A 26,051-nucleotide genomic window follows, 5' to 3' on the forward strand; every position below is an offset into this window, starting at 1 on the left:
CGCCGTGATCCGAAGGGGCGCCCGGCTGAAAGGCTCGGGCAAGCCAGGGTCGTCACTATCGACCACCGGACCAAGCCCTTGCGCGTCCGGGGAAGGTGACCACCGCTGCCTGGTTACCTCGCATTTACCATTCGAGAGCATTTTCTGGGCAGAAGTACTGTACTTGAACATGGGTGGCGATTTGCTCAACTTGGCCTGCGAGAAGATCGCCGAACTGGAGGTGCCCGCCTTCATCAAGGACAGCGAACTGCGCTATGTGGTCGTCAACGAGGCCTATGCGCGCTTCTTCCGCGAGGCGCCGGAAGCTTTCGCCGGCAAGACCGACCGCGAACTGTTCGGCCGGCTCGAGGATGGCGTGCGCGACGACCGCGAGCGCCAGGTCGTGGTATTCGGCGACGAGCAGACGACGCTGGTCTTCGATCCGTTTGCCCATGACCGCTATCCGCTACGTGTCGAACGGTTTTTCGGCGACGACGATTCCATCTACGTATTCGGCATGTTCGAGGAGGCGCCGCCGAGAGTGTCGAAGTCAAAGCGTGCCGGTCCATCGAAAACGGGGCAGGCCGCCGGCGCTGCAGCCCGCGCCGAGGCGTGCGGTGGGTGCGCCGATACCCTGTTCCGCGCCACGCTCGAAGATCTTCCCGTTGCGACCTATGTCCGCGATGAACTGCATCGCATGGTGTTTGCCAATCGTGCCTTTCTCGAGATTGTCGGCCAGCCCCTGCAGCAGTTGATCGGCAAGACCGAACAGGAGGCCTTTCCCGAGCGCGGCGACCGCTACCATGCCGAGAACTGCCGCATCCTGGAAGACGGGGAGACGATGGAGGTCGAAGACTGCTTCGTGCGCAAGGACGGCATCGTCGTTCCGGTCATATCGCGCGCGAGCCGGATCACCATGCCGAACGGGGCACGCTATATGGTCGGTTCGGTCACCGACATATCGGCCTTGAAGAGCCGCGAAACTCAGTTGGTCGAGGCGCAGGACGAGGCCGAAGGGTTGCACCGCCACGTCGAAAGCCTTCTCCGGTCCATGCCGGTGGGGGTGCTGATCCTTTCGGCCGACCATGCCATCGACTATGCCAACGACGCCTTCTACGACATGCTGGAGACGGATGCCCCGGTCGACATGGCGGGATGGCACTATCGGGATTTCATCGCCTACACCGTCCGCCGGGTCGGATCGACGAATGTCGACGACGATGTCGAGCGGATCTTCAATAGGCGTTTGGTGCAGTTCAACGATCCGGAGAACACCACGACGTCGCGCGCGGAGACGCTGAGCGGCCGGATCCTGGCCATCCGCAGCAAGCGGCTCGCCAGTGGCAAGATCCTCATTACCTATTCCGATATCACCGCGCTGCATCAACGCGAGCAGGAGAGTGTTCTCTACCGCACAGCGATCGAGCAATTGCCGGTTCCGGTCTTCATTCGCGATGGCGAACGCCGGCTGATCTTCGCCAATTCCGCCTATGCGGCCTTGCAGGGAGAGCAGCAGGACAAGTTCTACGGCCTCAACGAAGAGGAGATGTTCCCGCGACTGGGACAGCAATTGCGCGAGGAGAACCTGCACCTTCTGGAGAACGGCGAGCCGATCGAGCGCGCGCAGGACCTGCCGCTGGCCGAGGGGCGCATCCACTCCGTCATCACGCGCCTCAATCGCATCACCACGCCCGACCAGCGGCGCTATCTCGTCGGCTCGATCACCGATGTGTCGGACCTCAAGGCCCGCGAGCGAGAGCTCATGCAGGCGCAGGCACGGGCCGAAAAGCTCTATGGCGACATCGTCAACATCCTGCGGATCATGCCGGTCGGCGTCATCATCCTCAACGAGGACCTCGTCATCGAGTTCGCCAATTCCAAGAGCCGCGAGATTTGGGAATGGCCTGCCGACCGCGTGCTGGAGGGAACGACGTTCCGCGACTATGCCAAGACCAACCAGGATCGCGGCTGGGTCTGGGAAGGGGGCAAGGACTTCGAGTCCGGGCTTGTGGATCGCGTCGCCGAACTGCGTACGCTCGACGGCACGATCCAGCGTGAGCTGGTCTATCCCGATGGCAAGCAGGTGCTCATCACCACCACATCACTCGCCGACCGCAAGTTCCTTGTCACCTATTCCGACTTCACCGAGCTTCGCCGCCAGGAGAGGGAGTTCAGCGAGGCGCGCGAACAGCTCGAACGGCTCGGGCAGTTCATGACGGACGCGACCCGCGTCATGGCGCAGGGCCTGGCCGTCATCGAGGATGGGGTCATCATCCAGAGCAATGAGTCGCTGGTGCGCATGCTCGCCGTGCCGCAGGCGCTGCTCGATCCCGGCCAGAGCTGGCATGCCGGCTTTGCCTATTGCGCCCGACGCGGCGATTTCGGCCCGGAGCCGATGGCGGTGCTCAAGGACTGGCAGGAAAAGGTTCACTCGGAGAACGGTTTTTCGGCGACCTTCCTCAGCAACGGCAAGACCTGGATCCAGATGGAGGCGACGGCGAGCGGGCGCGGCCACTGGATGGTCGTGTGCACCGACATCACCGAGCTCAAGACCCGCGAGGCGGAACTGACCGTGCTGCTTGCCCGCAGCGAGGCGGCCGACAAGGCCAAGTCCGAATTCCTCGCCAATATGAGCCACGAGATCCGCACGCCGATGAACGGTGTCCTCGGCATGGCCGAACTTCTGGCGCGGTCGGTTCTCGACACCCGCCAGAAAACCTTCGTCGACATCATCGTCAAGTCCGGCAATGCGCTGCTGACCATCATCAACGACATCCTCGACTTTTCCAAGATCGACGCCGGGCAGTTGAAGCTGCGCAAGGTGCCGTTCGATCCCGTCGAAGCGATCGAGGACGTGGCGACGCTTCTTTCGGCATCGGCGGCGGACAAGGATATCGAACTGATCGTCCGCGGCGACGCCACCGTGCGCCACATGGTGTCCGGCGATCCCGGCCGTTTCCGCCAGATCGTCACCAATCTGGTCGGCAACGCCATCAAGTTCACCGAAAAGGGGCATGTGCTGATCGAGCTGTCCAGCGCACCCTGCGACGCATCGCAGTCGATGCTGACGATGCGCATCGAAGATACCGGCATCGGCATTCCCGAAGACAAGCGGGCCTCGATCTTCGAAAAATTCTCTCAGGTCGACACGTCGTCGACGCGGCGTCATGAAGGGACAGGGCTGGGTCTTGCGATCACCGCCGGCCTGGTCGACCTGTTCGGCGGATCCATCGACGTTGAGAGCACTGTCGGCGAAGGCTCCGTCTTCACCGTCCGCATACCGTTCACGATGGCCCACGAACGCCACAAGCTGCAGCCGCTGCCGGTCAATGTCGACGGCGCCCGCGTCCTGGTGATCGACGACAACGACATCAATCGCCGCATCCTCACCGAGCAGCTGGCCCTCTGGGGTTTCGACGGTGTCGCCGTCGAGAGCGGGTCCGCGGCGATGGCCGTTCTCGAGGAGGCCCATCGCCTCGGCGTGACGATCGACGCGCTGGTCATCGACTACCAGATGCCGGTGATGAACGGGATCGACGTGGCCCGGATGATCCGCGCGGACAAGCGCTTCGAGGCGATCGCCATGGTCTTCCTGACCTCGATGGACATGGTCGGCGACGAGCGGATCTTCCAGCAGTTGAATGTCCAGGCGCACCTGATGAAGCCGGCCCGCGCCAATCTGCTGCGCAATGCGATTGTCGAGGTTGTGCGCGCCGCACGGCTCGGAAGCGCGGCCGGCGGACGTCAGCGCGCGGAGCACGTGGCGCGTCTGGTCGCTTCGCATCCAAACAGCCGGCGAAGCCTGCCCGCGGCGGATATCGGTTCCGCGAGGCAGCCTGCACCGCCTGCGCTTCAGACCGATCGGGACGGGGCGGCAGGAGCCGCCGGGCCCGTCCGCACGGCAAGCAACGCCCGGACGGAATGCGACGTGCTGGTCGCCGAGGACAACGAGGTGAACCAGATCGTTTTCCGCCAAATCCTCCAGGCGGTCGGCCTTTCCCACAACGTCGTGACCAACGGGCGCGAGGCCATCGATGCCTGGCGCGCCCTTCATCCGCGGCTGATCATCATGGACGTCTCGATGCCGGTGCTGAACGGGCACCAGGCGGCGCGCACCATTCGCGAGGCGGAGAAGGCGGAGGGTGAGGGGCGCCATGTGCCGATCATCGGCGTGACCGCGCATGCGCTCGACAGCGACCGGGAGGCGTGCCTCGCCGCCGGCATGGACGATTATCTGTCGAAGCCGGTCAGTCCCGAGCAGCTCGAGGCGAAAATCGAGCGTTGGCTCGGCCATTCGCTGCGCGACGGATCAGGCCTCCTCGATCTGGGCCATTGATCGGGGCTTGACGCCGCACAGCATTTCCCGCTTTCCGGCAAATCCCTTGCGACGCTCCAGGGCATAGCCCGCGGCGATCAGGTTGCGGCGGACGAAACCGGCGGCCGCATAGGTGGCGAAGCTGCCCCCCGGCACCGTGTGGTCGAAGACCGCGCGCATCAGTTCGGGCGACCACATGGCGGCGTTGCGAGAGGGCGCGAAGCCGTCCAGATACCAGGCGTCGAAGGCGAGCGGGCAGGTGCCGAGGCTTTCCAGCGCGTCGCCGCACAGCACGGTCAGCCGCGTCCATTCATCGAGCGCAATATCCACTTCACCTGCGGGATGCTCCGGCCAGCGCGCCACGAGCGCCTCCCGCTCGACATCGATTTCCGGCCAGCGCGTCAGCGCCCGCGACAGTTCCTCGGCGCGCATCGGATAGAGCTCGAACGAGACGAAATGCAGGTGGGCCCCGTCCGGTCGCGTTGATTTCCATTGCCGCCAGGTCTCGCAGGCGTTGAGCCCCGTGCCGAAACCCAGTTCGCCGATGCGGAAGTTGCCGGGCCGGACCCAGCGTTCCGGCAGGCCGTTTCCGGCGAGGAAGACGTGACCGCATTCGAGCCTGCCATCGGTCTGGCAATAAAAATGATCGTCAAAGGCGGTCGAATAGGGCATATCGCCGTCGCGCCAGGTGAGTTCCTGGCCGGCTGGGGCGGTCGGTGATGTCGAGGTGGAATGGGCCATGAGCATAGCGGATAATGCCAGCGGGCTTGCCGGTCAATCGCCTGTCGACCTGCTGATCGTCGGCGGCGGCATCATGGGCCTGTGGGCGGCGCTGAAGGCCGACCGGCTGGGCATCGATACGCTCATCGTCGACGAAGGACCGCTCGCGCAAGGCGCGAGCGGTGGGCTATTGGGCGCGCTGATGCCGCACATGCCGGACAAGTGGAACGACAAGAAAAAGTTCCAGTTCGACGCGCTGCTGTCGCTGGAAGAGGAGGTGCGGCGCCTCGAGGGGGAAACGGGCCTCTTCGCCGGATATCGTCGTTCCGGCCGGCTGATCCCTCTGGCGAAGCCACACTTAAGGACGATTGCCGGTCGCCATGAGGGCCAGGCCAAGGACAACTGGCGGGCCGGAGAGCGCGCCTTCCACTGGCATGCCGTCGATGCCTCGCCGTTCGGTCCCGGTTGGCCCGCGCCCGATGCCAGCCATGCCGGGCTTGTCCACGACACGTTTTCGGCGCGGGTTTCGCCGCGCGGGCTGACCGGCATGCTGGTCGAACGGCTGCGCGCGTCGCGGCATGTGCGGATCATCGAGGGCTGCGGAGTAGCGGCGATCGACGCCGCATCGGCACGTCTGACGGATGGCACCACGGTTACCTTCGGCCATTGCATCCTCGCGGCGGGATACAAGGCTTTTCCCCTGCTCGAAACGCTCGGGCCCCCGCTCGCCCGCCCGCTCGGGCAGCCGGTCAAGGGACAGGCGGCCCTGCTCAAGGGCGACATCGACCCCGATCTGCCATTGCTCTATCTCGACGGGCTCTACATCGTACCGCACGAGGGCGGCATCGCCGCGATCGGCAGTACCAGCGAGGACCATTTCGCTTCGCCCTTTACGACGGACGAGCAACTGGAGGCGCTGATCGCGCGTGCGCGTTACCTTGCGCCGGTCCTGCACTCCGCCGAGGTGGTCGAGCGCTGGGCGGGCCTGCGACCAAAGGCGATCGATCGCGATCCGATGGTGGGGCCGCATCCGGACGCGCCGCGTGTGGTGGCCCTGACCGGTGGCTTCAAGGTCAGCTTCGGCATGGCGCACCGGCTCGCCGATGCAGCCCTTTCCACCATTGTCGGCCAGCCTCCGGCAATTCCCGAGGGGTTCCATCTCAGCAACCACATCGCGGTCGCTGCACGCGTCGCGTGAGGCGCTTGCGCGTTTCCCGTCGTCATACTGTCACGCAAATCACCTAACTCCTCCGTTATAACGTCGATTGCTAAAATGGACGTCCCCCGGAAGCGAGGTGTCGCATGCGGTATGCCATTTACTTTACCCCGCCTTCGAGCGACGCGCTGACGCTTGCGGCGGCCAGCTGGCTCGGGCGCAGCGTCTATTCGGGCGATCCCGTCGAGCATCCGGCCGTGCGCGGGCTCGGCCTGCACGAGATCGCTTTTCACACCGCGCTGCCGCGCCGTTATGGTTTCCACGCGACGCTCAAGGCGCCGTTCCACCTGCGTGGCGACTGCACGGAGGCCACCCTGCTGCGCGAATTGATGCGTTTTGCCGGGACGCTCGAACCGTTCGAGATTCCCCGACTGGTGGTTGGCCGCCTCGGGGATTTCTACGGTCTCGTGCCGGAGGCTCCCTGTGCCGCGCTCGACTATCTGGCCGCCGCCGTGGTGCAGCAGTTCGACGTCTATCGCGCCCCGCTCAGCGAGGCGGAGATCGAGCGGCGCAATCCGGACGGACTGTCGGCCTCGCAGTTTTCCAACCTGCATCGCTGGGGCCATCCTTACGTCATGGACGAGTTCCGCTTCCACATGACGCTGACCGGGCCGTTGCTTCACCGCGATTTCGGCCGGATGGAAAGCGCTCTGGCCGGCTATTTCGAACCCTTGCTCGGCGATCCGGTGGAGATTGCCAACCTCGCTCTGTTCGTCGAGAAGGAACCGGGCGCGCCCTTCGTGGTGCATTCCCTGCACCCGATGGGCCGGGTCGCGGCCCGCAAGATCGCCTGAGGCGGAGCGGGCGACCGGGGGCCGGACGCCTGGGGTGATGGCCGCCGTTTTCATCTCGACATCGGACGCCGGCCTGCTTACCGTCTGGCGTCCGATTTCAGGGTGATTTGATGCACGACGCCAACTATCCCCGCGACCTTGTCGGCTATGGTCGCAATCCTCCCGATCCGCGCTGGCCGGGCGATGCCCGCATCGCCGTGCAGTTTGTCGTCAACTATGAGGAGGGCGGCGAAAGCTCGATCCTCGACGGCGACCCGGCCTCCGAAAACCTGCTGTCGGAGATCGTCGGCGCGCAGCCCTGGCCCGGCCAGCGCAACCTCAACATGGAATCGATCTACGAATATGGTTCCCGCGCCGGCTTCTGGCGGCTCTGGCGGATGTTCACCGAACGCCGGGTGCCCGTCACCGTCTACGGCGTGACGCTCGCCATGGCGCGCAATCCGGAGGCCGTTGCTGCGATGAAGGAGGCCGGCTGGGAGATCGCCAGCCACGGCTATCGCTGGCTCGAATACAAGGATTTCCCCGAAGCGGTCGAGCGTCAGCACATTCTCGAAGCGGTGCGCCTGCACAAGGAACTGACCGGTTCCCATCCGCTTGGCATGTACCAGGGCAAGCCGTCGAACAACACGCTGAAGCTGGTGATGGAGGAGGGCGGTTTCCTCTATTCCTCCGACAGTTATGCCGACGATCTGCCCTATTGGGTGAATGGCGTGGACGGCAAGCCCTTCCTCATCATCCCCTATACGCTTGAAACCAACGACATGCGTTTCGCCACACCGCAGGGCTTCAACTCGGGCGACCAGTTCTTCGCCTATCTCAAGGACACGTTCGACGTGCTCTACGCGGAAGGCAAGGCGGGCAGCGCCAAGATGATGTCGGTCGGCCTCCACTGCCGCCTCGTCGGCCGCCCCGGCCGCGCCGCGGCCCTTGCCCGCTTCATCGACTACGTGACGAGCCACGAAAAGGTGTGGATCCCGAAACGCATCGAGATCGCCGAGCACTGGCACAGGAACCACAAGCCGGTGTGAGGCTGAGGTTCCCGACTTCAATCTTGCAGCATCATAGCGGATACGCTATATAGCGTATATGCGATGGACTGTGGAAACCCACGATGCCGTTGATGCCGAGATCCTGGCGCTTCCGCCGGGGCTGCAGGCGCGTCTGATCCGCCTCCTCGAAACGATAGAGGCTGTCGGGCTCGAGCAGTTGCACGAGCCGCATGTCAAGCATCTCGACGGCAAACTCTGGGAACTGCGCGCCAAGGCATCGGAGGGTATCGCGCGGGGCATCTATGTCACCGTGACGGGGCGGCGCGTTGTCGTGCTGCATGTCTTCGTCAAGAAATCGCAGAAGACCCCGAAAGGGGCGCTGGAGTTGGCGCGGGCGCGCCTGAAAGAGGTGAAAGCATGACCAGGATCGCCGATCTCAAGAAGAAGCTGATGGAGAACCCGGAGTTCCGGGCCGAATATCAAAAAGCGGACGAGGAGTTCCGGTTGATCGAGTCGCTGGTGCTCGCGCGCACCCGGGCCAAGCTGTCGCAGGCGGAACTGGCACGCCGGATCGGGACGACCCAATCGGCGATCGCCCGACTGGAAGGCGGCGGCGTCTCGCCGTCGCTTGCGACGCTTAGGCGCTATGCCGAGGCGACGGGTGCAAGGCTGGAAATCAATCTCGTCGAGACCTGATGCCTTCCGTGGCGGAGCGCCGGAGGCTGTTCTTACCTTGAGCCCCATTGGACCGGGCCGGCGCCTCGACAAGCCCTCCGGGCTTCGCTACTCCTTGGCCTCGGTTCCAATCAACTGCTTCGCGTGCCGGGAGACTTCATGGACAAGGCGGACTTCATTTCCCGCTTCGGCGGCGCGTTCGAACACTCGCCGTTCATCGCCGAGCGGGCCTATGACGCCGGTCTGGTCGTCGAGCCGCTTTCGGCATCCGGGGTGCATGCGGCGCTCACCGAAAAATTCCGGAGCGCCTCCCAGGACGAACGGCTCGGCGTGCTGCGCGCCCATCCGGATCTGGCCGGTAAGCTGGCGATTGCCGGCGGATTGACCGAGGACAGCCGTAAGGAGCAGGCCGGCGCCGGGCTCGACCGGCTTTCGCCCGAGGAACATGCCCGCTTCACCGCGCTCAATGATGCCTACACCACCAAATTCGGCTTTCCCTTCATCATTGCCGTGAAGGGGCTGGCCAAGGACGACATTCTGGCCGCCTTCGAGAGGCGGATCGACAACAGTCGCGAGACGGAATTGGACACGGCCTGCGCGCAGGTCGAGAAGATTGCCCGGCTTCGCCTCGAAAGCCTCATTCCGGAGAACAGCTGACATGCCCGAAATCTCGACCGTGGTCCTGCCCGACTTTGCCGCAGGCGCCGTGAACCTCGCTTCGGCCCGCCTCGGCGCGAAAGGGATCTTCTCGACCGACGAGTTCTTTGCGCCGCTGTCGCGCATGCTGAACGACGCGCCGGCCGAATTCGATCCGGATCTCTACGACGACAACGGCAAGTACATGGACGGCTGGGAAAGCCGGCGCAAGCGGGTGCCCGGCCACGACTGGTCGGTGATTCGGCTCGCCATGCCGGGCCGCATCTTCGGCTTCGACGTCGATACCCGCTTCTTCACCGGCAACTACCCGCCGCATTGCTCGATCGAGGCGGCTTTCGTCGCCGAGGGTGATCCGACGGAGGCGACCGAGTGGAGCGAACTCCTGCCGAAGTCGCCGCTCGGGCCCAGCGCCCAGCATTTCTTCGAGAATGCCGACCGCGACAGGGTTTGGACGCATCTGAGGCTGCACATCTATCCGGATGGCGGCGTGGCGCGGCTGCGGGTCTATGGGGCGGCGCATTTCGACTGGTCGGCGGTCGGCGAGGAGCAGGAACTCGACCTGGCTTATGTCTTCCACGGCGCCAAGGCGCTCGCCTGGTCGGACGCCCATTATGGCCATCCCGACAAGATGCTCGGGCCCGGCCGGGGCCTCAACATGGGCGACGGATGGGAGACCAAGCGCCGGCGCGGGCCCGGACACGACTGGGCGATCATCCGGCTTGGCCATGCCGGCCTGATCCGGCGCGTCATCGTCGACACGCATTTCTTCAAGGGCAATTATCCCGACACCTGCGAATTGCTTGGTGCCTATCTGCCGGAGGCCGGCGACAGCTGGAGCGAGGCGGAAATCGCCGCCTCGGAAGGCTGGAAGCCGATTCTCGGTCGGCAAAAGCTGGAAATGGACCGCAAGCACGAATTTGCCGGCCCGGCCATCGCCGATATCGGGCCCGTCACCCACGTTCGTTTCGCCATGCATCCGGACGGCGGCGTCATGCGCCTGCGTCTGTTCGGCATCAAGGCCTGACGCGAACAGAGGCCAGATCTGAAGACTGGGGCGCGCCTATTGCTTGCGCGCCTCTTCGGCTTCGCGGATGGCCTCCTGGTGATACCAACCGCCGCAGCCGCTCTCCATGATGGGCGGACGCGAGCGGCTCTCGCGCTCCTGCATCTCCTTCAGCTTCTGAAGGTTGCGAACCGGGAACTGCAAGATCATTGCAGAGTCCCGAACCATGTTCGTTGTCATGCCACTGCCTCTTTACGTTCGTCGCGAACAGTTCATTAAAACAATTCTATCAGAGCTTCCGATTGAATGCACATGGAAAGTGCAAAATGCCTAATCTATAGGCATATATGCGGCCATCTCATCGGTGGTCGCAATTGCATCACTTCGGATTGCGCGACCATGCCGGCGAAAAACACGCCAGGGCCGCGGAGGTTCCCACAAAATAGGCAGAATGCTCACGGTTGCCGGCCGCTCGGCCGCCTCTGTTCTGGGGTGGGCGTCAAAAAATCGGGCAATTGGCGCAGCTTTCAGCGAAGTTGGCACGCTTCATGCTTTCTTAATCGGGACTCGCCGGCGTGCCGGAGAATCAGCCCTCTGTTGCGCTCTTGGGCGAGCGCCTGACTGAAGAGAGACGAAGAATGACCAAGTTTAAGCTCGAGTACATCTGGCTCGACGGCTACACGCCGGTTCCGAACCTTCGCGGCAAGACGCAGATCAAGGAGTTTGATTCCTTCCCGACGCTGGACCAGCTTCCGCTCTGGGGTTTCGACGGTTCCTCGACCCTGCAGGCCGAAGGTCGCAGCTCCGATTGCGTGCTGAAGCCGGTCGCCATTTATCCCGATCCGGCCCGCACCAACGGTGCGCTGGTCATGTGCGAAGTCATGATGCCGGATGGCGTCACCCCGCATCCGTCGAACGCCCGCGCCACGATCCTCGACGACGAGGATGCCTGGTTCGGTTTCGAGCAGGAATATTTCTTCTACAAGGACGGCCGCCCGCTCGGCTTCCCGGAACACGGTTTCCCTGCGCCGCAGGGCCCGTACTACACCGGCGTCGGCTACAAGAATGTCGGTGACGTCGCCCGCCAGATCGTCGAGGAACATCTCGACCTCTGCCTCGAAGCCGGCATCAACCACGAAGGCATCAATGCCGAAGTGGCCAAGGGCCAGTGGGAATTCCAGGTGTTCGGCAAGGGCTCCAAGAAGGCCGCCGACCAGATCTGGATCGCCCGCTACCTGCTGCTGCGTCTGTGCGAAGGTTACGGCATCGACATCGAGTTCCATTGCAAGCCGCTCGGCGACACCGACTGGAACGGCTCGGGCATGCACTGCAACTTCTCGACCAAGTACATGCGCGAAGTCGGCGGAAAGGAATATTTCGAAGCCCTGATGGCCGCTTTCGCCAAGAACTGGAAAGAGCACATCGATGTCTACGGTCCGGACAACCACATGCGCCTGACCGGCAAGCACGAGACCGCTCCGTGGGACAAGTTCTCTTACGGCGTGGCCGACCGCGGCGCCTCGATCCGCGTTCCGCATTCCTTCGTCAACAACGGCTACAAGGGCTATCTTGAAGACCGTCGTCCGAACTCCCAGGGCTGCCCCTACCAGATCGCTTCCCAGGTGCTGAAGACGATCTCGGAAGTGGCCACCGCCGACTACGGCCGCAGCGCCGCCTGATCGGATTTGCATTCCCAAGACAATCCCAGCGACGCCGGCGAAAGCCGGCGTCGTCTGTGTTTGGAGGCTATGCCCCTTGCGCTCCGCCGCGCTTCCCTCGGCGCGGCGGCTCGCCTATATTAGCCACTGAGGAGAGCGCCGATGAAACCATCCGAAGTGTTGGAAAAGAACCGTCAGGCGATCCGCGAGGCGACGAAGCGCTTCAACGCGGCGAACCCTCGCGTCTTCGGCTCGGTGGCGCGTGGCGAGGACCGGATCGACAGCGATCTCGACATACTGGTCGATGCCTTGCCGGGGATGACATTGTTCGACTTAGGCGGTTTGCAGTCCGAGATGGAGCAACTGCTGCCATGTAAGGTGGATGTGCTGACATCGGGCGGGCTAAAGCCCCGGATGCGAGAGCGGATCCTGGCCGAGGCGGCGGCCATATGACCCCGGAGCAGCGGCTTCTCGACAATCTTCTCGACATGCAGGAGGCAGCCTCGGAGGCGATCAGCTTCATCAGCGGGTCGACACTGGAGACATTCGAGCGGGATATCCTGACCCAGCGCGCGGTCGCCATGACCTTCGTGCTGATCGCCGCCGCTGCATCCAGGATACTCAGCCGTTTTCCGGATGTGGCGTCCGAACACCCGGACATCGCCTGGTCGAAGATCGAGGAGTTGCGCAACGTGGTCCTCCGCCAATACGGAGATCCTGATTGGCCGCTGGTCTGGGACACCGTCCAGAACGACATGCCGGCACTCATCACCCAGCTCGATCAGCTGCGCCATCCGCATATCCAGGGAGAATAACCCCGCTTGACCGATCTCCTTTCCATCCAGCCGCTCACCGCCGAAGCCTTTGCCCCCTTCGGCGAGGTGATCGAGGCCGACCCGTCCACCATGCGCCTCATCAACGGCGGCACCACCGAGCGGTTCCACTCGCTGTTTGCGCCCGAGGCTGCGGGCGAGGGGGGCCACGTGATCGCCAGCATCTTCCGCGGCCAGCCTCGCAGCTTCCCTTACGAGATCGGCATGATGGAGCGCCATCCCTTCGGCAGCCAGAGTTTTTCGCCACTGTCTGGGCGGTCCTTCCTGGTGGCCGTGTCGCCGGACGAGGGCGGTCGGCCCGGCCGGCCTGAGGTCTTCCTGGCGCGCCCCGACCAGGGGGTGAACTACCGTCGCAACGTCTGGCATCACCCGCTGATGGCGATCGGCGCGGTCTCCGATTTTCTGGTTGTCGATCGCGACGGTCCGGGCAACAATCTCGAAGAGCATTTCTTCGCAACGCCATACCGCATCCTGGAGCCCCATCTATGACCGGCCTCACCACCCACGTCCTCGATACCGCCCTCGGTAAACCCGCCGAAGGGCTGAAGATCCAGCTGATGCGGATGAACGGGGAGGAGGCCGAGCTGATCACCACGGTCTTTACCAACGCCGATGGCCGGATCGACGGCGGGCCGCTGCTCCAGGACGCCGAGTTCCAGGCCGGCCAGTACGAGCTGCTGTTCCATGCCGGTGACTATCTGAAGGCGAGCGGTGTTTCGCTGACCGAGCCACCCTTCCTCGACGTGATCCCGATCCGCTTCGGCATATCCGACACGAGCGCCCATTATCACGTGCCGCTTCTGCTTTCGCCCTATGGCTATTCGACCTACCGGGGCAGCTGATGATCTTTGCCGCCATCGCCGACGTGCACGGCAACCACCTGGCGCTTCAAGCCGTGCTCGAGGATATCCGCCGGCAGGGGATCAGCGAGATCGTCAATCTCGGCGACTGCTTTTCCGGACCGCTCGAAGCCGGGCTGACCGCCGACCTGCTGATCCCGCTCAATGCCGTGACGGTGCGCGGCAATCACGACCGGGCGCTGATCGACCGGCCGTTCGAAGAGATGGGCGACTGGGAGCGGCCGTCCCATGCGCAACTCTCGCAAGCCCAGCTCGACTGGATCGGCACGCTGCCGTTCAGCGCCGTCTATCGCGACGAGGTCTATCTCTGCCACGCGACGCCCAAGGACGACAACACCTACTGGATGGAGACGCTGCACGAGGCCGGCATCTTCCACCTGAGGCCGATCGACGAGATCGAGGCGCTGGCGGAAGGCATCGATCAGCCGCTGATCCTGTGCGGCCACAGCCATATCGCCCGCTCCGCCCAGCTTTCCGACGGCCGGCTGATCGTCAATCCGGGCAGTGTGGGCTGCCCCGGTTTCGACTATGACAAGCCGTTCTACCACAAGGCCCAGGCCGGAACGCCGTTTGCCGCCTATGCCGTGCTGGAAAAGACCGGCCGCGGCTGGCAGCCGACCTTCCGGCAGGTGCGCTACGACAATGCGGCTGCCGCCGAATTGGCGAAGGCGCACGGCATGGCCGACTGGATCAGCGCGCTGTCGACCGGTTGGGTGGCCTGAGGCGGCGGCGGATTTCCCTCTTCTCCCCAGCGGGGAGAAGTGCCGAGCGCATGCGAGGCGATGAGGGGGCCGAGTGCGCCGCCATCAATTGGCTTCGCCCCCCTCATCCGGCGCTACGCGCCACCTTCTCCCCGCCGGGGAGGAGAGGGACCGACACCGCTTGGCTCGTCAGCAAGGACGGCTCCCGCCAACTCCGGCTTGCAGGAGGCGGCTTTTTTGGCCTGCCGGATTGGCTCCGGCGCAGACTTTGGCTCCTGCCAAAGGCCCTCCGGCTTCACCCCTTGAACGGGTTCTCGGCGATGATGCTCTCGTCGATCTCCGCGATCCTGCGCTTGCCGCACAGCGCCATGGTGACATCCATCTCCTTGGCGATGATTTCCAGCGCCCTGGTGACGCCCGGCTTGCCCATGGCGCCGAGGCCGTAGAGGAAGGGGCGGCCGATGAAGGTGCCCTTGGCGCCAAGGGCCACGGCTTTGAGCACGTCCTGGCCGGAGCGGATGCCGCCGTCGAGATGGACCTCGATCCGGTCGCCGACCGCATCGACGATGCGCGGCAGCATGGCGATCGAGGAATGGGCGCCGTCGAGCTGGCGGCCGCCATGATTGGAGACGACGATCGCGTCGGCCCCGGTCTCGGCCGCCATCTTCGCGTCCTCGACGTCGAGAATGCCCTTGATGATCAGCTTGCCGCCCCAGCGCTCCTTGATCCAGGCGACGTCCTTCCACGACAGCTGCGGGTCGAACTGTTCCGTGGTCCAGGCATTGAGCGAGGCGAGATCGGTGACGCTCTTGGCGTGGCCATGGATGTTGCGGAAGGTGCGCTTGTCGGTCTTCAGCATGTTCCAGCACCAGCGCGGGCGGGTCGCCATCTGAAAGAGATGCTTGGGCGTCAGCTTCGGCGGGGCGGAAAGGCCGTTGCGGATGTCCTTGTGGCGCTGACCGAGGATCTGCAGGTCGGCGGTCAGCACCAGGGCCGAGCATTTCGCCGCCTTGGCACGCTCGATCAGGTTCAGCACGAAATCGCGGTCGCGCATGACGTAGAGCTGGAACCAGAAGGGTTTCGTGGTGACCGAGGCGACGTCCTCGATCGAGCATATGCTCATGGTCGACAGGGTGAAGGGCACGCCGAACTCTTCCGCAGCCCTTGCCGCCAGCATTTCGCCGTCGGCATGCTGCATGCCGGTCAAGCCTGTCGGGGCCAGCGCCACCGGCATCTTCACCTTTTCGCCGATCATCGTCGTTTCGAGCGAACGGCCGCTCATGTCGACCAGCACGCGCTGGCGCAGCTTGATCCTGTAAAAATCGCTCTCGTTGGCGCGGTAGGTGCTTTCGGTATAGGCGCCGCTGTCGGCATAGTCGAAGAACAGTTTCGGCACGCGGCGTTTCGCCAGCCGCTTCAGGTCGGCGATCTCGAGAATGGGGGACACGGGGGGACTACCTCTTTGGACGTTAAGGACAGAGGGCCATCAGAAATGCTCTCCGGAGCGGAAGGGGCCGACGCGCATGCCGGCGGCGACGAGATAGGCCGTCGACCAGCCGATCAGGACGAAGCCGTTCACTCCCTCGAGCGCGGCCAGCATGCGCCATTCGTGGCCCGGCACCACGTCGCCATAGCCGACCGTCGAAAAGGTGATGGTGGCGAAATAGAGCGCGGTGGGGAAGTCGGTGATGTAGCCGAGCAGGCGATAGCACAGCGCCCAGAGCCAGACTTCCGCCGTCAGCACGAGGAACACGCCGATCACCACCGTGTTCATCGCCAGCAAGTGGCTCCGATGGCCGGCCAACCGGATCCGGTCGGTGATCCAGCTCATGGCATGGGTGATCCAGATCAGGCCGAAGGTATGGATGACGACCGTCAGTGAGATCATCATGACGCCGAGGGCGAGATTGGCGAAAAGCTGCAGCAAGATGAATTCGCGTCCGCACCGCTGGAGTGTCACGAGACCGGGCGTGCGGCCCGCCCGGCGACATAGGTTTCCACGACCGACCGGTCGTCGCCCAAGGTTTGCAGCAGAAACAGTTCCTCCGCAAGGGATTTGACCGTTTCCATCCTGAGCCGCATGGCGGGTGTGGCGGCTGCGTCGAGCACGACGAAATCGGCGTCCGTGCCGGGCTCCAGCGTGCCGATCCGGTCTGCGAGCGACAGCGCCTCGGCATTGCCGAGTGTCATCAGGTGGAAGCTTTCCAGCGGATTGAGCCGCTCGCCGAGCAATTGCTGGATCTTGTAGGCCTCGTCCATGGTCTTCAGCATGGAATAGCTCGAGCCGCCGCCGATATCGGTGGCAACCGCGATCCGCAGTTTCTTGTCACGCCGCTGGTACTTGCGCAGGGGGAACAGGCCGGAGCCGAGGAAGAGGTTGGAGGTCGGGCAGTGGACGGCGACAGCACCTGCCTCGCTCATGGCATCCGCCTCGCGGTCCGACAGGTGGATCGCATGGCCGAACAGGCTCTTGGGTCCCAATAGGCCATAATGCGCGTAGATGTCGGTATAATCCCGGGCGTCGGGAAAAAGCTCGCAGGTGTAGCGGATCTCGTCGTGGTTTTCCGACAGATGCGTCTGGATGTGCAGGTCGGGGAACTCCTCAGCCAGCGCCTGCACGCGCTCCATTTGCTCAGGCGTCGAGGTGATGGCGAAGCGCGGGGTGATGGCGACGTGGTTTCGACCCTTGCCGTGCCAGTCGGCAATCACCTGGCGCGTCTCGTCATAGCCGGTCTCCGGCGTGTCGAGCAGGCCCTGTGGCGCGTTGCGGTCCATCATCACCTTGCCGCCGATCATCAGGCTGCCGCGCCTGAGGCTCTCGGCGAAATAGGCGTCGGCCGAGGCCTTGTGCACCGAGCAATAGGCGACCGCGGTGGTCGTGCCGTTGCGGAAGAACTCGTCGAAGAAGGCCCTGGCGATGCGCTCGGCATGGGCCTGTTCGACGAAGCGGCATTCCTCGGGGAAGGTATAGGTGTTCAGCCATTCGAGCAGGTTGGCGGCATAAGACGCGATCACCTGCATCTGGGGGAAATGCACATGGGTATCGATCAGGCCCGGCAGGATGAGGTACGGGCGGTGGTCGATCACGACCGTCGCTTCGGGCGCGGCCGCATTGACTGTGGCAAAGTTGCCCATGGCGACGATCTTGCCGTCCTCGACCAAAAGCGCGCCCTCGCTCTCGTAGCGATAGCTGCCGGTGTCGTCGATGTGTTCCGGCGCGCGGATGAAGCTCAGCGTGCGGCCGCGATAGAGGGTGGCGCTCATGGCTGCTTCACCTCAGACACGGCACTCTCGAACCAGGCGACCAGCAGGGCGCGCTCCTCGGACGAGACTTCGGTGATGTTGCCCGGCGGCATGGCATGGCTGCGGCCGGCCTGGATGTAGATCTCGCGCGCATGGGCGGCGATCTGCGCATCCGTCTCCAGCTTCACGTCCTTCGGCGGCCGCACGATGCCCTCCCAGACGGGCTCGGCGGCATGGCACATCGAACAGCGCGACATGACGACGTCGCGGGCAGCCTCGTAATGGGCGTTCTCGACGAAGCGCAGATTGACGGGCGCGACCGAAACCTCTTCCTCGACCGGGGCCTTCTGAACCGTCGACAGCCAGATGATGGCGATGAAGATCAGGAGGGTGGCAAGCCAGGTCCAGGTCGGCCGGCCCTTGCGGGCATGGGTGGTGTTGAACCAGTGACGGATGGTGACGCCCATCAGGAAGACAAGTGCTGCGATCACCCAGTTATAGGCGGTGCCGAAGGCCAGCGGATAATGGTTGGACAGCATGAAGAAGATGACGGGGAGCGTCAGGTAGTTGTTGTGCAGCGAACGCTGTTTGGCGATCACGCCGTATTTCGGGTCGGGCGTGCGGCCGGCGATCAGGTCGGCGACGACGATCTTCTGGTTCGGGATGATGATCAGGAAGACGTTTGCCGACATGATGGTGGCGGTGAACGCGCCGAGATGCAGGAAGGCGGCGCGGCCGGTGAAGATCTGGGTATAGCCCCAGGCCATGACGATCAGCGCCACGTAGAGCACGCCCATCAGTACCCAGATGTTCCGGCCGAGCGGCGACTTGCAGAGCTGGTCGTAGATCACCCAGCCCACCGCGAGCGAAGCGACGGAAAGGGCGATCGCCTGCCATTGGGTGAGGTCGAGCACGTGCCGGTCGATCAGGAAGAGGTCGGCCCCGCCGTAATAGACGACGGCGAGCATGGCAAAGCCCGACAGCCAGGTGGCGTAGCTTTCCCATTTGAACCAGGTCAGGTGCTCCGGCATGGTCGCGGGCGCCACGAGATACTTCTGGATGTGGTAGAAACCGCCGCCATGCACCTGCCATTCCTCGCCATAGGCACCGGCCGGCAGATGCGCGCGCTTCACCAGGCCGAGGTCGAGCGCGATGAAATAGAAGGACGAGCCGATCCAGGCGATCGCGGTGATGACGTGCAGCCAGCGCACGGCAAAGGAGAGCCATTCCCAGGCAATGGCGTATTCGTACATGCGGGATTCCCTTTATGGTCTTTGCACCGCACATTGCGCAAAAAACGCGGGCGAGGGAAGGGGCGGGCGGTGTGTCCCAAGGCTTTTGCCGGGGTATTGCGTGCCGGTGCCTTGCCCGTGCCGGCATCGGTCCCGCTGGCGAGATGGGCGGCCCGCCGTATGCTAGCCCCCGTCCTCGATCCGGGCGCCCTCGCTTTCCAGTTCCTTGAGGATCCACTGGCGGAAGGCGCGGATCTTCGGCACGTTGCGGCGGTTCTCAGGATAAATCAGCCATTGTCCCTTGCCGTCTCGGGCGCGCAGCGTAAACGGCTGGATGAGCCGGCCGCTCGCCAGCTCGTCGCGATAGAGAAGCGGCGTCAGGATGGCGACGCCTTGGCCGGAGAGCGCCGCGCTCGCATCGAGGTCCTGCTCGCCGAAGTCATTGACGCGGTGGGTCTCGAGGTCCGGATCGTCAATGCCGGCCTCGGCAAACCAGATCTTCCACCAGGGATCGCTGGAGCCGATGATCGGCAGGCGCAGCAGATCGGCCGGATGTCTAATCCCACCGATGCTTTCGGCGAGCTGCGGGCTCAGCATCGGCGAAAAATCGACGGGGAGGAGGGGAACGCAGGTGACCCCCGGCCAGGGCCCGCTGCCCCAGCGGATCGAGATGTCGGCGCCGTCGCGGGCAAAGTCCGTCATCTTGCCGCCGCGCACCAGCCGCACCGCGATCTGCGGATGCTGCAGCTGGAAGCTGCCGAGATGGCGGGCCAGCCATTGCGAGGCGAAGGTGGGGGCGGAGTGGATCTCCAGCACCTCATTGCCGCTCTGGCGCGCATTCGCCACCGCCTCGGCCAGAAGGCCGAAGCCTTCGCTCACCTTCGGCAGCAGGCGTTCGCCGGTCTGGGTGAGCGCGATCTGTCGGGGGCTCCTCAGGAACAGCGGCTCGCCGATATTCTCCTCGAGAAGCTTGATCTGGTAGCTGACCGCCGTCTGGGTCATGCCCAGTTCCTCGCCGGCGCGCGTGAAACTCATGTGCCGGGCGGCCGCCTCGAACACGCGAAGGGCATTGAGCGGGAACTGTTTCGACAGTTTCATGGATAAGTTCTCTTTATGAGTCCTTACCGTATTCGAATTGGATGACGGCGACAATCGGGCGCATGTCTCTCTCCATCACAACCCTTCGCAGGATGGAAAGGAGACGACCATGTTCCAAGCGATCCGCCACTATCGCCTGCTCACCGGGCTTGCCCCGCAACAGGCTCTTGCGCCGCTCCGCCGCTTTGTCCGGCGGCTGCTCACGCCACGCCGCGGGCCTGACGACGATCTGCCTGACAGCGTGAAGAGGGATCTCGGCCTGCCCCAGGATGGACTGCCGCGTGACCGGACGGACGCCTACTGGCTCGACCGACGCCGTCACGGCGACTGGATGCGCTCCGGTCCGGTGTGAGGATTACTCCTTGGAAACAATGGGATGAGAGGTGTGGCTGACAAGCTGATTCCGGCCCTTCATACATTGATTCAGCGCGGCCAGCGGTGCTGTGTTCAGCCGAGCAGCCCGGTCAGCAGTTCGGCGGCGACCAGGGCGGCGATCACGGCGGGGCGCTTGTCGCGCAGGGCCGTTCCACCGATCGGCAGGACAAGCCTGTCGATCAGATGCGGCTCGGCGCCCTCGCGCGCCAGGAAACGGGCGAAGGTGGCGCGCTTGGTGGCCGAGCCGATCATGCCGACATAGGCCAGGTCCGGGCGGGCGAGCGCATCCCGGGCGATCAGGAAATCGAGGGCATGGTCGTGGGTGAGGATGACGGCGGCACCACCCGGACGGATCGTCGCCACTTCCGCCTCGGGCATGGCCACGCGGCGCAGCGTCGTGCCGGGAGGGAGACCGTCTTCGGGCACGTCGCGGGTTTCGATGAGCGTGACGGCGAGGGGCAGGGGGCCAAGCGCTGTCGCGAGCGCGCGCCCAACATGGCCGGCGCCGAAGACGAAGACGTCGGGGAAGGTTCTGTCGATCGCGCCCTGCCGGGCGACGAGCGCGGCTCTTGCCGCAGCGTCGAGGCGGGTAAAGGCGAGCCTTGCGCGTCCGCCGCAGCACTGGCCGATTTCCGGCCCGAGCGGCACGTCGAGCGCGGCGCTCTGGTCGCCGCTGGCAAGCAGCGTGCGGGCATGGTCGATGGCGAGAAATTCGAGCTGCCCGCCGCCGATCGTGCCGAACAGCGCATCGTTAGCCACCACCATGAAGGCGCCCGCCTCGCGCGGCGTCGAGCCCCTGGCCTCGGCGACGTCGACGAGCACGGCGTCGGGATGGGCGGTAAGGAAGTCGGGGAGGGACGGCGCATTCATCGCGGCATGCCCCTCATCCGCCTGCCGGCACCTTCTCCCCGTCTGGACGGGGAGAAGGGACGAACCGGAGACCTCGGCGTTTGGCCGCTGATGTCTTGATGTGCCTGGCCGACCGCTGTCGCGGGAGCGAAGGAGCTCGCAGGAGGGAGCGGTCGGGAGATCGGTTTCCCTGGAGGCATGGCCCTGGCGATCAGCCGGCGCGGATCGCCCTTCTCCCCGCCTGCGGGGAGAAGGTGCCGGCAGGCGGATGAGGGGCGATGCGCAAGACCACTCGCGCGCGCCTCGTCCGGCGCTGGGCGCCACCTTCTCCCCGAGGAGGAGAAGAGGTCCGCGACCTTTTCCATCACATCCCCTTCAGCCGCTCGACGGCCATCAGCACGCGCTCCGGCGTGGCGGGGGCATCGAGGTGGGGGCAATGGCGGTAGTCGGCGACCGAGGCAACGGCCATGGAAAGCGCTTCCAGCACCGAGATCGCCAGCATCAGCGGCGGCTCGCCGACGGCCTTGGAGCGGCCGATGGTCGGCTCGGCATTTTCCGACCATTCGGCCAGCCGCGTGTTGAAGATTTTTGGCCGGTCGGAGGCGAGCGGGATCTTGTAGGTCGACGGCGCATGGGTGCGAAGCCTTCCCTTGGCGTCCCACCACAGTTCCTCCGTCGTCAGCCAGCCCATGCCCTGAACGAAGCCGCCCTCGATCTGGCCGATGTCGATCGCCGGATTGAGCGACTTTCCGACGTCGTGCAGGATGTCGGTGCGGTCCATTAGATATTCACCGGTCAGCGTGTCGATCGACACTTCCGAGCACGCCGCGCCATAGGCGAAATAGTAGAACGGCGTGCCGCGGCCGGCGGCGCGGTCCCAGTGGATTTTCGGAGTCTTGTAGAAGCCGGCGGCCGAGAGCTGGACTCGGGCGAAATAGGCCTGGCGGACGAGGTCGGGGAAGGGGATTTCCTTCGATCCGACGCGTACCCGGTTCGGGAGAAACTCGACTTCATCGGGCGGAACCTGGAAATGCTCGACGGCGAAGGCGACGAGGCGTTCCTTGATCTGTCGGGCGGCATCATAGGCCGCCATGCCGTTCAAATCGGTGCCGGAGGAGGCGGCTGTCGCCGAGGTGTTGGGCACCTTGCCGGTCGTCGTCGCGGTGATCTTCACCCGCTCGACATCGACCTGGAAGCATTCGGCAATGACCTGGGCGACCTTCGTGTAGAGGCCCTGGCCCATTTCGGTGCCGCCGTGGTTGAGATGAATCGAGCCGTCCTGATAGACGTGAACAAGCGCGCCGGCCTGGTTGAAGGCGGTCATGGTGAAGGATATGCCGAACTTCACCGGGGTGAGCGCGATGCCCTTCTTGATGACGGGGCTCGTCCGATTGAACTCGATGATCGCCCGGCGCCGCGCCTGGTAGTCGCAGGAGGTCTCCAGTTCCTCGACCACCCGGGCGATGATGTTATCCTCGACCGTCTGGTGATAGGGCGTGACATTGCGGCCGGAGCCGACATCGCCATAGAAATTCGCCTTGCGGATCTCGAGCGGATCCTTGCCCAGCTGGTAGGCGATCTCCTCGATGATGCGCTCGCCGCCCAGCATGCCCTGCGGGCCGCCGAAGCCGCGGAACGCCGTGTTGGAAACCGTATGGGTTTTCAAGGGTTGCGAGGTCAGCTTGACGTGCGGATAGAAGTAACTCGAATCCGCGTGGAAGAGCGCGCGGTCGGTGACCGGGCCGGAGAGATCGGCCGAATAGCCGCAGCGGGCCGCGAAGTTGGCGGTAAGCGCGTGGATGCGGCCGTCGCCGTTGAAGGCGACGTCGAAGTCCATGCGGAAGTCGTGGCGCTTGCCGGTCAGCGCCATGTCCTCGTCGCGGTCGGGGCGGAACTTGATCGCGCGGTTGAGCTTCTTGGCGGCGAGGGCTGCCAGCGCGGCAAACTGGTTGCCCTGGGTTTCCTTGCCGCCAAAACCGCCGCCCATGCGCCGCACGTTGACGGTGATCGCATGGCTCGGAATGTCGAGCACATGGCCGACGATGTGCTGGATCTCGGACGGATGCTGGGTCGAGGACCACAGCGCCACCTCGTCGTCCTCGCCGGGAATGGCGAGCGCGATGTGGCTCTCGAGATAGAAATGCTCCTGGCCGCCGATCCGCATCGAGCCTTTCAGGCGATGCTCGGCCTTGTCGAGCTCGGCCTCCGGCTCGCCGCGCTTGAGCACCATGCCGGGGGTGACCAGCGGGGCGTCGTTTTCGAGGGCGGCATCGACATCGGTCCAGAAGGGCAGGTCGCGGTATTCGATCCTGGCGAGGCGCGCCGCGCGGCGGGCGGCATCGCGGGTTTCGGCGATGACGGCAAAAACCGGCTGGCCGTGGAATTCCACCTTGTCCGTCGCCAGCAGCGGCTCGTCATGGCGGCCGCCGGAGGAGACGTCGTTGACGCCCGGCACGTCCTTGGCGGTGAGCACTGAGACGACGCCGGGATAGGCCTTCACCTCGGACAGGTCGAGCGAGAGGATCTCCGCATGTGCCCGGTCCGCCATGCCGATCGCCCCGTGCAACAGGCCGGCTGGTTCCGGAATATCGTCGATATATTCGGCACTTCCGGCGACATGCTTGTGCGCCGAATCATGCCGGAGCGACTGGTGCATCGGGCCGTTGATCAGCTTGTAGGTCTCGAAGGTCGGCTTATGCATCACTCAGGCTCCTGCGGCCGGACGTCTCTTCTCCCCGACGGGGAGAAGGTGGCGCGCTATCTTAAGTTTGTGGGCGAGTGGCCGCACCCCCCTCTGCCCTGCCGGGCATCTCCCCCTCAAGGGGGGAGATCGGTGCGCGGCCGGCATGCCCACCGAAACCTGCTGTCGAGAATTCGTCTTGTGGTTTTCAGCGAACGGTCCGCCCTTCCTGATCACCAAAGCTCCGATATTGATGTGGAAGCTGGCGCCGGCGGTGGCGGGCGATCTCCCCCTTTGAGGGAGAGATGTCGGCGTAGCCGACAGAGGGGGGTGCCGCGGGTCCGCTTTGTGTGGCGGGGGAACGTCGCGTAGCCGTCGGTGAACGGCAGTTGTCGTGCCTTCACCGTCCGCTGGCTGCCCCTCATCCGGCCTGCCGGCCACCTTCTCCCCGCAGGCGGGGAGAAGGAGACCCGCGGCAAGCGCCGCGGCCACGTCCCCTCTCCCCGCCTGCGGGGAGAGGGTTAGGGTGAGGGGCAGACCCCAGGTTTTGCCCATAGCGGGGGGAAGCCCCGACTTCTTGCCGGGGTTGGGAAGCAGTAGCGACATCTTGTTAAGCGTGCGGGACAGGCCCCACCTCCGATCCCCAGTGAAGGGCAGACCCGACGTCAAACCGAGGGGGTGGCCGAAAATGCCCATCACACCTCCTCCTCTGCAAACCGCTTCAACTCCTGCGGCGCGCCAGTCGTCTCCAGGAAAAATCGCGTCAGCAGGTTTTTCGCAGTCAGTTGGCGATACTCCGCCGTCGCGCGCCAGTCGGTGAGCGGCTTGTAGTCCTGATCGAAGGCGTCGCGGGCGGCCGTGATCGTCGTCTCGTTCCACGGCTTGCCGAAAAGGGCGGCTTCCACCGCGCGGGCGCGCTTGGGGGTGGCGGCCATGCCGCCGAAGGCGATGCGGATGTGGGAAACCGTGCCGTCCTCGGCAAGCGCCAGGTGGAAGGCTCCGCACAGCGCGGAAATGTCCTCGTCGCGGCGCTTGGAGATCTTGTGCACGGCATAGTGGCTGCCGGCCTCGGGGCGCGGCACGCGGATGCTCTCGACGAATTCTCCCGCGCGGCGGTCCTGCTTGCCGTAGTCGATGAAATAGTCCTCGAGCGGTAGTTCGCGGCTACCCGAGGCCGAGCGCAGACGGACGGAGGCGCCGAGCGCGATTAGCGCCGGAGGCGTGTCGCCGATCGGCGAGCCGTTGGCGATGTTGCCGCCGATCGTGCCCATGTTGCGCACCTGCTGGCCGCCGATCCGCTCGATCAGCCGGCCGAGCGCCGGGATCTCGGCCTTGAGCGTGTCGAAGGCCCGGGAATAGCTCACGCCGGCGCCGATGGTGATGGCGCGGTCGTCCGACGCGATCATCTGCAGGTCGGTGAGGTGGTTGATGAAGATCACCGGATTGAGGTCGCGCATCTGCTTGGTGACCCATAAGCCGACATCGGTCGCGCCGGCAACGATGGTGGCTTCGGGCTCCTCGGCCAGCAGGTCGGCGAGCGCTGCGACCGAACCGGGCACGATCAGCCGGCGGTCGTTCTTGACCACGGTGATCGTGTCGCTGCCCTGCAGGGTCCACAGTCGTGCCATGATGTTGGTGCGGTCGCGCTCCAGCGGGTCGAACAGCGCGCTCGGGCGGGTGCGCGCGACCTGTTCGGCCGCCTTGACGATCGGCTCATAGCCGGTGCAGCGACAGAGATTGCCCTGCAGTGCGCGCTCGATCTCGGCGCGCGACGGCTTGTCGTTCGACAGCCACAGGCCGTAGAGCGACATGACGAAACCCGGTGTGCAGAAACCGCATTGCGAGCCGTGACAGTCCACCATGGCCTGCTGGACCGGGTGCAGCATGCCGTTCTCGGCCGCGAGATGCTCGACCGTCACCACATGGGTGGCATTGAGGGAGCCCAGGAGGCGGATGCAGGCGTTGACCGTTTCATAGGCGAGGCGTCCGCCGTCGAGCCGCCCGACCAGAACGGTGCAGGCGCCGCAGTCGCCCTCGGCGCAGCCTTCCTTGGTGCCGGTCAGCCGGCGTTTCAGCCTGAGGAAGTCGAGCAGCGTCTCCGTCGCCTCGAAGTTCGAGACGGCGACATCCTCGCCGTTCAGGATGAAACGGATGCAATCAGTCATGCTTTGTCT

25 protein-coding genes are annotated in these 26,051 nt (G+C 64.7%); 15 read left to right on the top strand and 10 right to left on the bottom strand.

All coding sequences use genetic code 11. The annotated features are described in order from the left end of the window. Positions 1–169: 169 nt before the first annotated feature. Positions 170–4,315 carry a PAS-domain containing protein gene (locus RHIZ70P_RS20605; RefSeq protein WP_115672344.1) on the top strand — a complete coding sequence of 1,382 codons (4,146 nt, stop codon included), beginning with the start codon at positions 170–172 and terminating at the stop codon, positions 4,313–4,315. On the opposite strand, the gene mnmD is transcribed toward RHIZ70P_RS20605, so the two are convergent. After that, positions 4,289–5,035 (bottom strand): tRNA (5-methylaminomethyl-2-thiouridine)(34)-methyltransferase MnmD, encoded by a 747-nt coding sequence (gene mnmD, locus RHIZ70P_RS20610; protein ID WP_115672417.1) that lies wholly within the window; start codon positions 5,033–5,035, stop codon positions 4,289–4,291. The genes RHIZ70P_RS20605 and mnmD overlap by 27 nt on opposite strands. Between mnmD and RHIZ70P_RS20615 the strand changes: the two genes are divergently transcribed. From RHIZ70P_RS20615 to alc, 7 genes are all read left to right on the top strand, one after another. Beyond that, on the top strand, positions 5,034–6,212 hold the full coding sequence (locus RHIZ70P_RS20615) for an NAD(P)/FAD-dependent oxidoreductase (RefSeq protein ID WP_115672345.1): 1,179 nt from the start codon (positions 5,034–5,036) through the stop codon (positions 6,210–6,212). The two genes, mnmD and RHIZ70P_RS20615, sit on opposite strands and share 2 nt — an antisense overlap. Positions 6,213–6,316: 104 nt before the next feature. Continuing rightward, positions 6,317–7,024 (top strand): DUF1045 domain-containing protein, encoded by a 708-nt coding sequence (locus RHIZ70P_RS20620; RefSeq protein ID WP_115672347.1) that lies wholly within the window; start codon positions 6,317–6,319, stop codon positions 7,022–7,024. Between the two features lie 110 nt (positions 7,025–7,134). Then, positions 7,135–8,052: an allantoinase PuuE gene (puuE, locus tag RHIZ70P_RS20625; RefSeq protein WP_115672349.1), complete on the top strand. Its 918-nt coding sequence runs from the start codon at positions 7,135–7,137 to the stop codon at positions 8,050–8,052. Positions 8,053–8,122: 70 nt separating this feature from the next. Further along, the gene (locus tag RHIZ70P_RS20630) at positions 8,123–8,434 is read left to right on the top strand and encodes a type II toxin-antitoxin system RelE/ParE family toxin (protein WP_328588201.1); all 312 of its coding nucleotides are present in this window, start codon (positions 8,123–8,125) and stop codon (positions 8,432–8,434) included. Further along, positions 8,431–8,709, top strand: a complete 279-nt coding sequence (locus RHIZ70P_RS20635) for a helix-turn-helix domain-containing protein (RefSeq protein WP_115672352.1) — start codon at positions 8,431–8,433, stop codon at positions 8,707–8,709. Before RHIZ70P_RS20630 ends, RHIZ70P_RS20635 begins: the two co-directional genes overlap by 4 nt. Positions 8,710–8,847: 138 nt before the next feature. Continuing rightward, positions 8,848–9,345, top strand: coding sequence for a 2-oxo-4-hydroxy-4-carboxy-5-ureidoimidazoline decarboxylase (gene uraD, locus RHIZ70P_RS20640; protein ID WP_115672354.1), 498 nt, complete (start codon positions 8,848–8,850; stop codon positions 9,343–9,345). Between the two features lies 1 nt (position 9,346). After that, entirely contained in the window at positions 9,347–10,369 is a 1,023-nt protein-coding gene (gene alc / locus RHIZ70P_RS20645) for an allantoicase (protein ID WP_115672355.1), read from the top strand. A gap of 36 nt (positions 10,370–10,405) precedes the next feature. Here the strand turns inward: alc and RHIZ70P_RS20650 are convergent, their stop codons facing one another. Beyond that, entirely contained in the window at positions 10,406–10,558 is a 153-nt protein-coding gene (locus RHIZ70P_RS20650; RefSeq protein WP_235842300.1) for a DUF2735 domain-containing protein, read from the bottom strand. A gap of 428 nt (positions 10,559–10,986) precedes the next feature. Here RHIZ70P_RS20650 and RHIZ70P_RS20655 point away from each other — a divergent pair, with 428 nt between their 5' ends. From RHIZ70P_RS20655 to RHIZ70P_RS20680, 6 genes are all read left to right on the top strand, one after another. Continuing rightward, on the top strand, positions 10,987–12,027 hold the full coding sequence (locus tag RHIZ70P_RS20655) for a glutamine synthetase beta-grasp domain-containing protein (protein WP_115672357.1): 1,041 nt from the start codon (positions 10,987–10,989) through the stop codon (positions 12,025–12,027). Between the two features lie 141 nt (positions 12,028–12,168). Then, positions 12,169–12,459 (top strand): nucleotidyltransferase family protein, encoded by a 291-nt coding sequence (locus RHIZ70P_RS20660; protein ID WP_115672358.1) that lies wholly within the window; start codon positions 12,169–12,171, stop codon positions 12,457–12,459. Beyond that, positions 12,456–12,821: a DUF86 domain-containing protein gene (locus RHIZ70P_RS20665; RefSeq protein ID WP_115672359.1), complete on the top strand. Its 366-nt coding sequence runs from the start codon at positions 12,456–12,458 to the stop codon at positions 12,819–12,821. Before RHIZ70P_RS20660 ends, RHIZ70P_RS20665 begins: the two co-directional genes overlap by 4 nt. A gap of 6 nt (positions 12,822–12,827) precedes the next feature. Then, the gene (locus tag RHIZ70P_RS20670) at positions 12,828–13,328 is read left to right on the top strand and encodes an ureidoglycolate lyase (RefSeq protein ID WP_115672360.1); all 501 of its coding nucleotides are present in this window, start codon (positions 12,828–12,830) and stop codon (positions 13,326–13,328) included. Beyond that, entirely contained in the window at positions 13,325–13,681 is a 357-nt protein-coding gene (gene uraH, locus RHIZ70P_RS20675) for a hydroxyisourate hydrolase (protein WP_115672361.1), read from the top strand. Before RHIZ70P_RS20670 ends, uraH begins: the two co-directional genes overlap by 4 nt. After that, complete coding sequence (locus RHIZ70P_RS20680; RefSeq protein WP_115672363.1) at positions 13,681–14,421, top strand: metallophosphoesterase family protein; 741 nt, start codon at positions 13,681–13,683, stop codon at positions 14,419–14,421. Before uraH ends, RHIZ70P_RS20680 begins: the two co-directional genes overlap by 1 nt. A 274-nt stretch (positions 14,422–14,695) precedes the next feature. Here the strand turns inward: RHIZ70P_RS20680 and RHIZ70P_RS20685 are convergent, their stop codons facing one another. The 5 genes from RHIZ70P_RS20685 to RHIZ70P_RS20705 form a co-directional block, all read right to left on the bottom strand. Then, positions 14,696–15,847 carry an alpha-hydroxy acid oxidase gene (locus RHIZ70P_RS20685; protein WP_115672365.1) on the bottom strand — a complete coding sequence of 384 codons (1,152 nt, stop codon included), beginning with the start codon at positions 15,845–15,847 and terminating at the stop codon, positions 14,696–14,698. Positions 15,848–15,886: 39 nt separating this feature from the next. Further along, a complete protein-coding gene (locus RHIZ70P_RS20690; RefSeq protein WP_235842301.1) occupies positions 15,887–16,327 on the bottom strand; it encodes a potassium channel family protein in 441 nt (146 codons plus the stop codon). 29 nt (positions 16,328–16,356) lie between these two features. Further along, the gene (gene guaD, locus RHIZ70P_RS20695) at positions 16,357–17,664 is read right to left on the bottom strand and encodes a guanine deaminase (RefSeq protein WP_115672367.1); all 1,308 of its coding nucleotides are present in this window, start codon (positions 17,662–17,664) and stop codon (positions 16,357–16,359) included. After that, positions 17,661–18,896 (bottom strand): urate hydroxylase PuuD, encoded by a 1,236-nt coding sequence (gene puuD / locus RHIZ70P_RS20700; RefSeq protein ID WP_115672369.1) that lies wholly within the window; start codon positions 18,894–18,896, stop codon positions 17,661–17,663. The genes guaD and puuD overlap by 4 nt, the downstream gene beginning before the upstream one ends. Before the next feature lie 162 nt (positions 18,897–19,058). Continuing rightward, positions 19,059–19,973 carry a LysR substrate-binding domain-containing protein gene (locus RHIZ70P_RS20705; protein WP_115672371.1) on the bottom strand — a complete coding sequence of 305 codons (915 nt, stop codon included), beginning with the start codon at positions 19,971–19,973 and terminating at the stop codon, positions 19,059–19,061. A gap of 109 nt (positions 19,974–20,082) precedes the next feature. On the opposite strand from RHIZ70P_RS20705, the gene RHIZ70P_RS22850 reads away from it, so the two are divergent. Continuing rightward, the gene (locus RHIZ70P_RS22850; RefSeq protein ID WP_147294037.1) at positions 20,083–20,325 is read left to right on the top strand and encodes a hypothetical protein; all 243 of its coding nucleotides are present in this window, start codon (positions 20,083–20,085) and stop codon (positions 20,323–20,325) included. A 95-nt stretch (positions 20,326–20,420) separates the two neighbouring features. On the opposite strand, the gene xdhC is transcribed toward RHIZ70P_RS22850, so the two are convergent. From xdhC to xdhA, 3 genes are all read right to left on the bottom strand, one after another. After that, positions 20,421–21,218 (bottom strand): xanthine dehydrogenase accessory protein XdhC, encoded by a 798-nt coding sequence (gene xdhC, locus RHIZ70P_RS20715; protein WP_115672374.1) that lies wholly within the window; start codon positions 21,216–21,218, stop codon positions 20,421–20,423. Positions 21,219–21,561: 343 nt separating this feature from the next. After that, a complete protein-coding gene (gene xdhB, locus RHIZ70P_RS20720) occupies positions 21,562–23,898 on the bottom strand; it encodes a xanthine dehydrogenase molybdopterin binding subunit (RefSeq protein ID WP_115672375.1) in 2,337 nt (778 codons plus the stop codon). A 674-nt stretch (positions 23,899–24,572) separates the two neighbouring features. Then, on the bottom strand, positions 24,573–26,042 hold the full coding sequence (gene xdhA / locus RHIZ70P_RS20730) for a xanthine dehydrogenase small subunit (protein WP_115672379.1): 1,470 nt from the start codon (positions 26,040–26,042) through the stop codon (positions 24,573–24,575). Positions 26,043–26,051: the final 9 nt, after the last annotated feature.

Source organism: Paenirhizobium selenitireducens ATCC BAA-1503, assembly GCF_900492185.1.
Taxonomy (GTDB): Bacteria; Pseudomonadota; Alphaproteobacteria; order Rhizobiales; family Rhizobiaceae; genus Allorhizobium; species Allorhizobium selenitireducens_A.

Bases quoted from the DNA above. Each gene is read 5' to 3' on its own strand.
- RHIZ70P_RS20605 (WP_115672344.1), top strand. From the start codon at position 170: ATGGGTGGCGATTTGCTCAACTTGGCCTGCGAGAAGATCGCCGAACTG.
- RHIZ70P_RS20615 (WP_115672345.1), top strand. From the start codon at position 5,034: ATGAGCATAGCGGATAATGCCAGCGGGCTTGCCGGTCAATCGCCTGTC.
- mnmD (WP_115672417.1), bottom strand. From the start codon at position 5,035: ATGGCCCATTCCACCTCGACATCACCGACCGCCCCAGCCGGCCAGGAA.
- RHIZ70P_RS20620 (WP_115672347.1), top strand. From the start codon at position 6,317: ATGCGGTATGCCATTTACTTTACCCCGCCTTCGAGCGACGCGCTGACG.
- puuE (WP_115672349.1), top strand. From the start codon at position 7,135: ATGCACGACGCCAACTATCCCCGCGACCTTGTCGGCTATGGTCGCAAT.
- RHIZ70P_RS20635 (WP_115672352.1), top strand. From the start codon at position 8,431: ATGACCAGGATCGCCGATCTCAAGAAGAAGCTGATGGAGAACCCGGAG.
- uraD (WP_115672354.1), top strand. From the start codon at position 8,848: ATGGACAAGGCGGACTTCATTTCCCGCTTCGGCGGCGCGTTCGAACAC.
- alc (WP_115672355.1), top strand. From the start codon at position 9,347: ATGCCCGAAATCTCGACCGTGGTCCTGCCCGACTTTGCCGCAGGCGCC.
- RHIZ70P_RS20650 (WP_235842300.1), bottom strand. From the start codon at position 10,558: ATGATCTTGCAGTTCCCGGTTCGCAACCTTCAGAAGCTGAAGGAGATG.
- RHIZ70P_RS20655 (WP_115672357.1), top strand. From the start codon at position 10,987: ATGACCAAGTTTAAGCTCGAGTACATCTGGCTCGACGGCTACACGCCG.
- RHIZ70P_RS20660 (WP_115672358.1), top strand. From the start codon at position 12,169: ATGAAACCATCCGAAGTGTTGGAAAAGAACCGTCAGGCGATCCGCGAG.
- RHIZ70P_RS20665 (WP_115672359.1), top strand. From the start codon at position 12,456: ATGACCCCGGAGCAGCGGCTTCTCGACAATCTTCTCGACATGCAGGAG.
- uraH (WP_115672361.1), top strand. From the start codon at position 13,325: ATGACCGGCCTCACCACCCACGTCCTCGATACCGCCCTCGGTAAACCC.
- RHIZ70P_RS20680 (WP_115672363.1), top strand. From the start codon at position 13,681: ATGATCTTTGCCGCCATCGCCGACGTGCACGGCAACCACCTGGCGCTT.
- guaD (WP_115672367.1), bottom strand. From the start codon at position 17,664: ATGAGCGCCACCCTCTATCGCGGCCGCACGCTGAGCTTCATCCGCGCG.
- puuD (WP_115672369.1), bottom strand. From the start codon at position 18,896: ATGTACGAATACGCCATTGCCTGGGAATGGCTCTCCTTTGCCGTGCGC.
- RHIZ70P_RS20705 (WP_115672371.1), bottom strand. From the start codon at position 19,973: ATGAAACTGTCGAAACAGTTCCCGCTCAATGCCCTTCGCGTGTTCGAG.
- RHIZ70P_RS22850 (WP_147294037.1), top strand. From the start codon at position 20,083: ATGTTCCAAGCGATCCGCCACTATCGCCTGCTCACCGGGCTTGCCCCG.
- xdhC (WP_115672374.1), bottom strand. From the start codon at position 21,218: ATGAATGCGCCGTCCCTCCCCGACTTCCTTACCGCCCATCCCGACGCC.
- xdhB (WP_115672375.1), bottom strand. From the start codon at position 23,898: ATGCATAAGCCGACCTTCGAGACCTACAAGCTGATCAACGGCCCGATG.
- xdhA (WP_115672379.1), bottom strand. From the start codon at position 26,042: ATGACTGATTGCATCCGTTTCATCCTGAACGGCGAGGATGTCGCCGTC.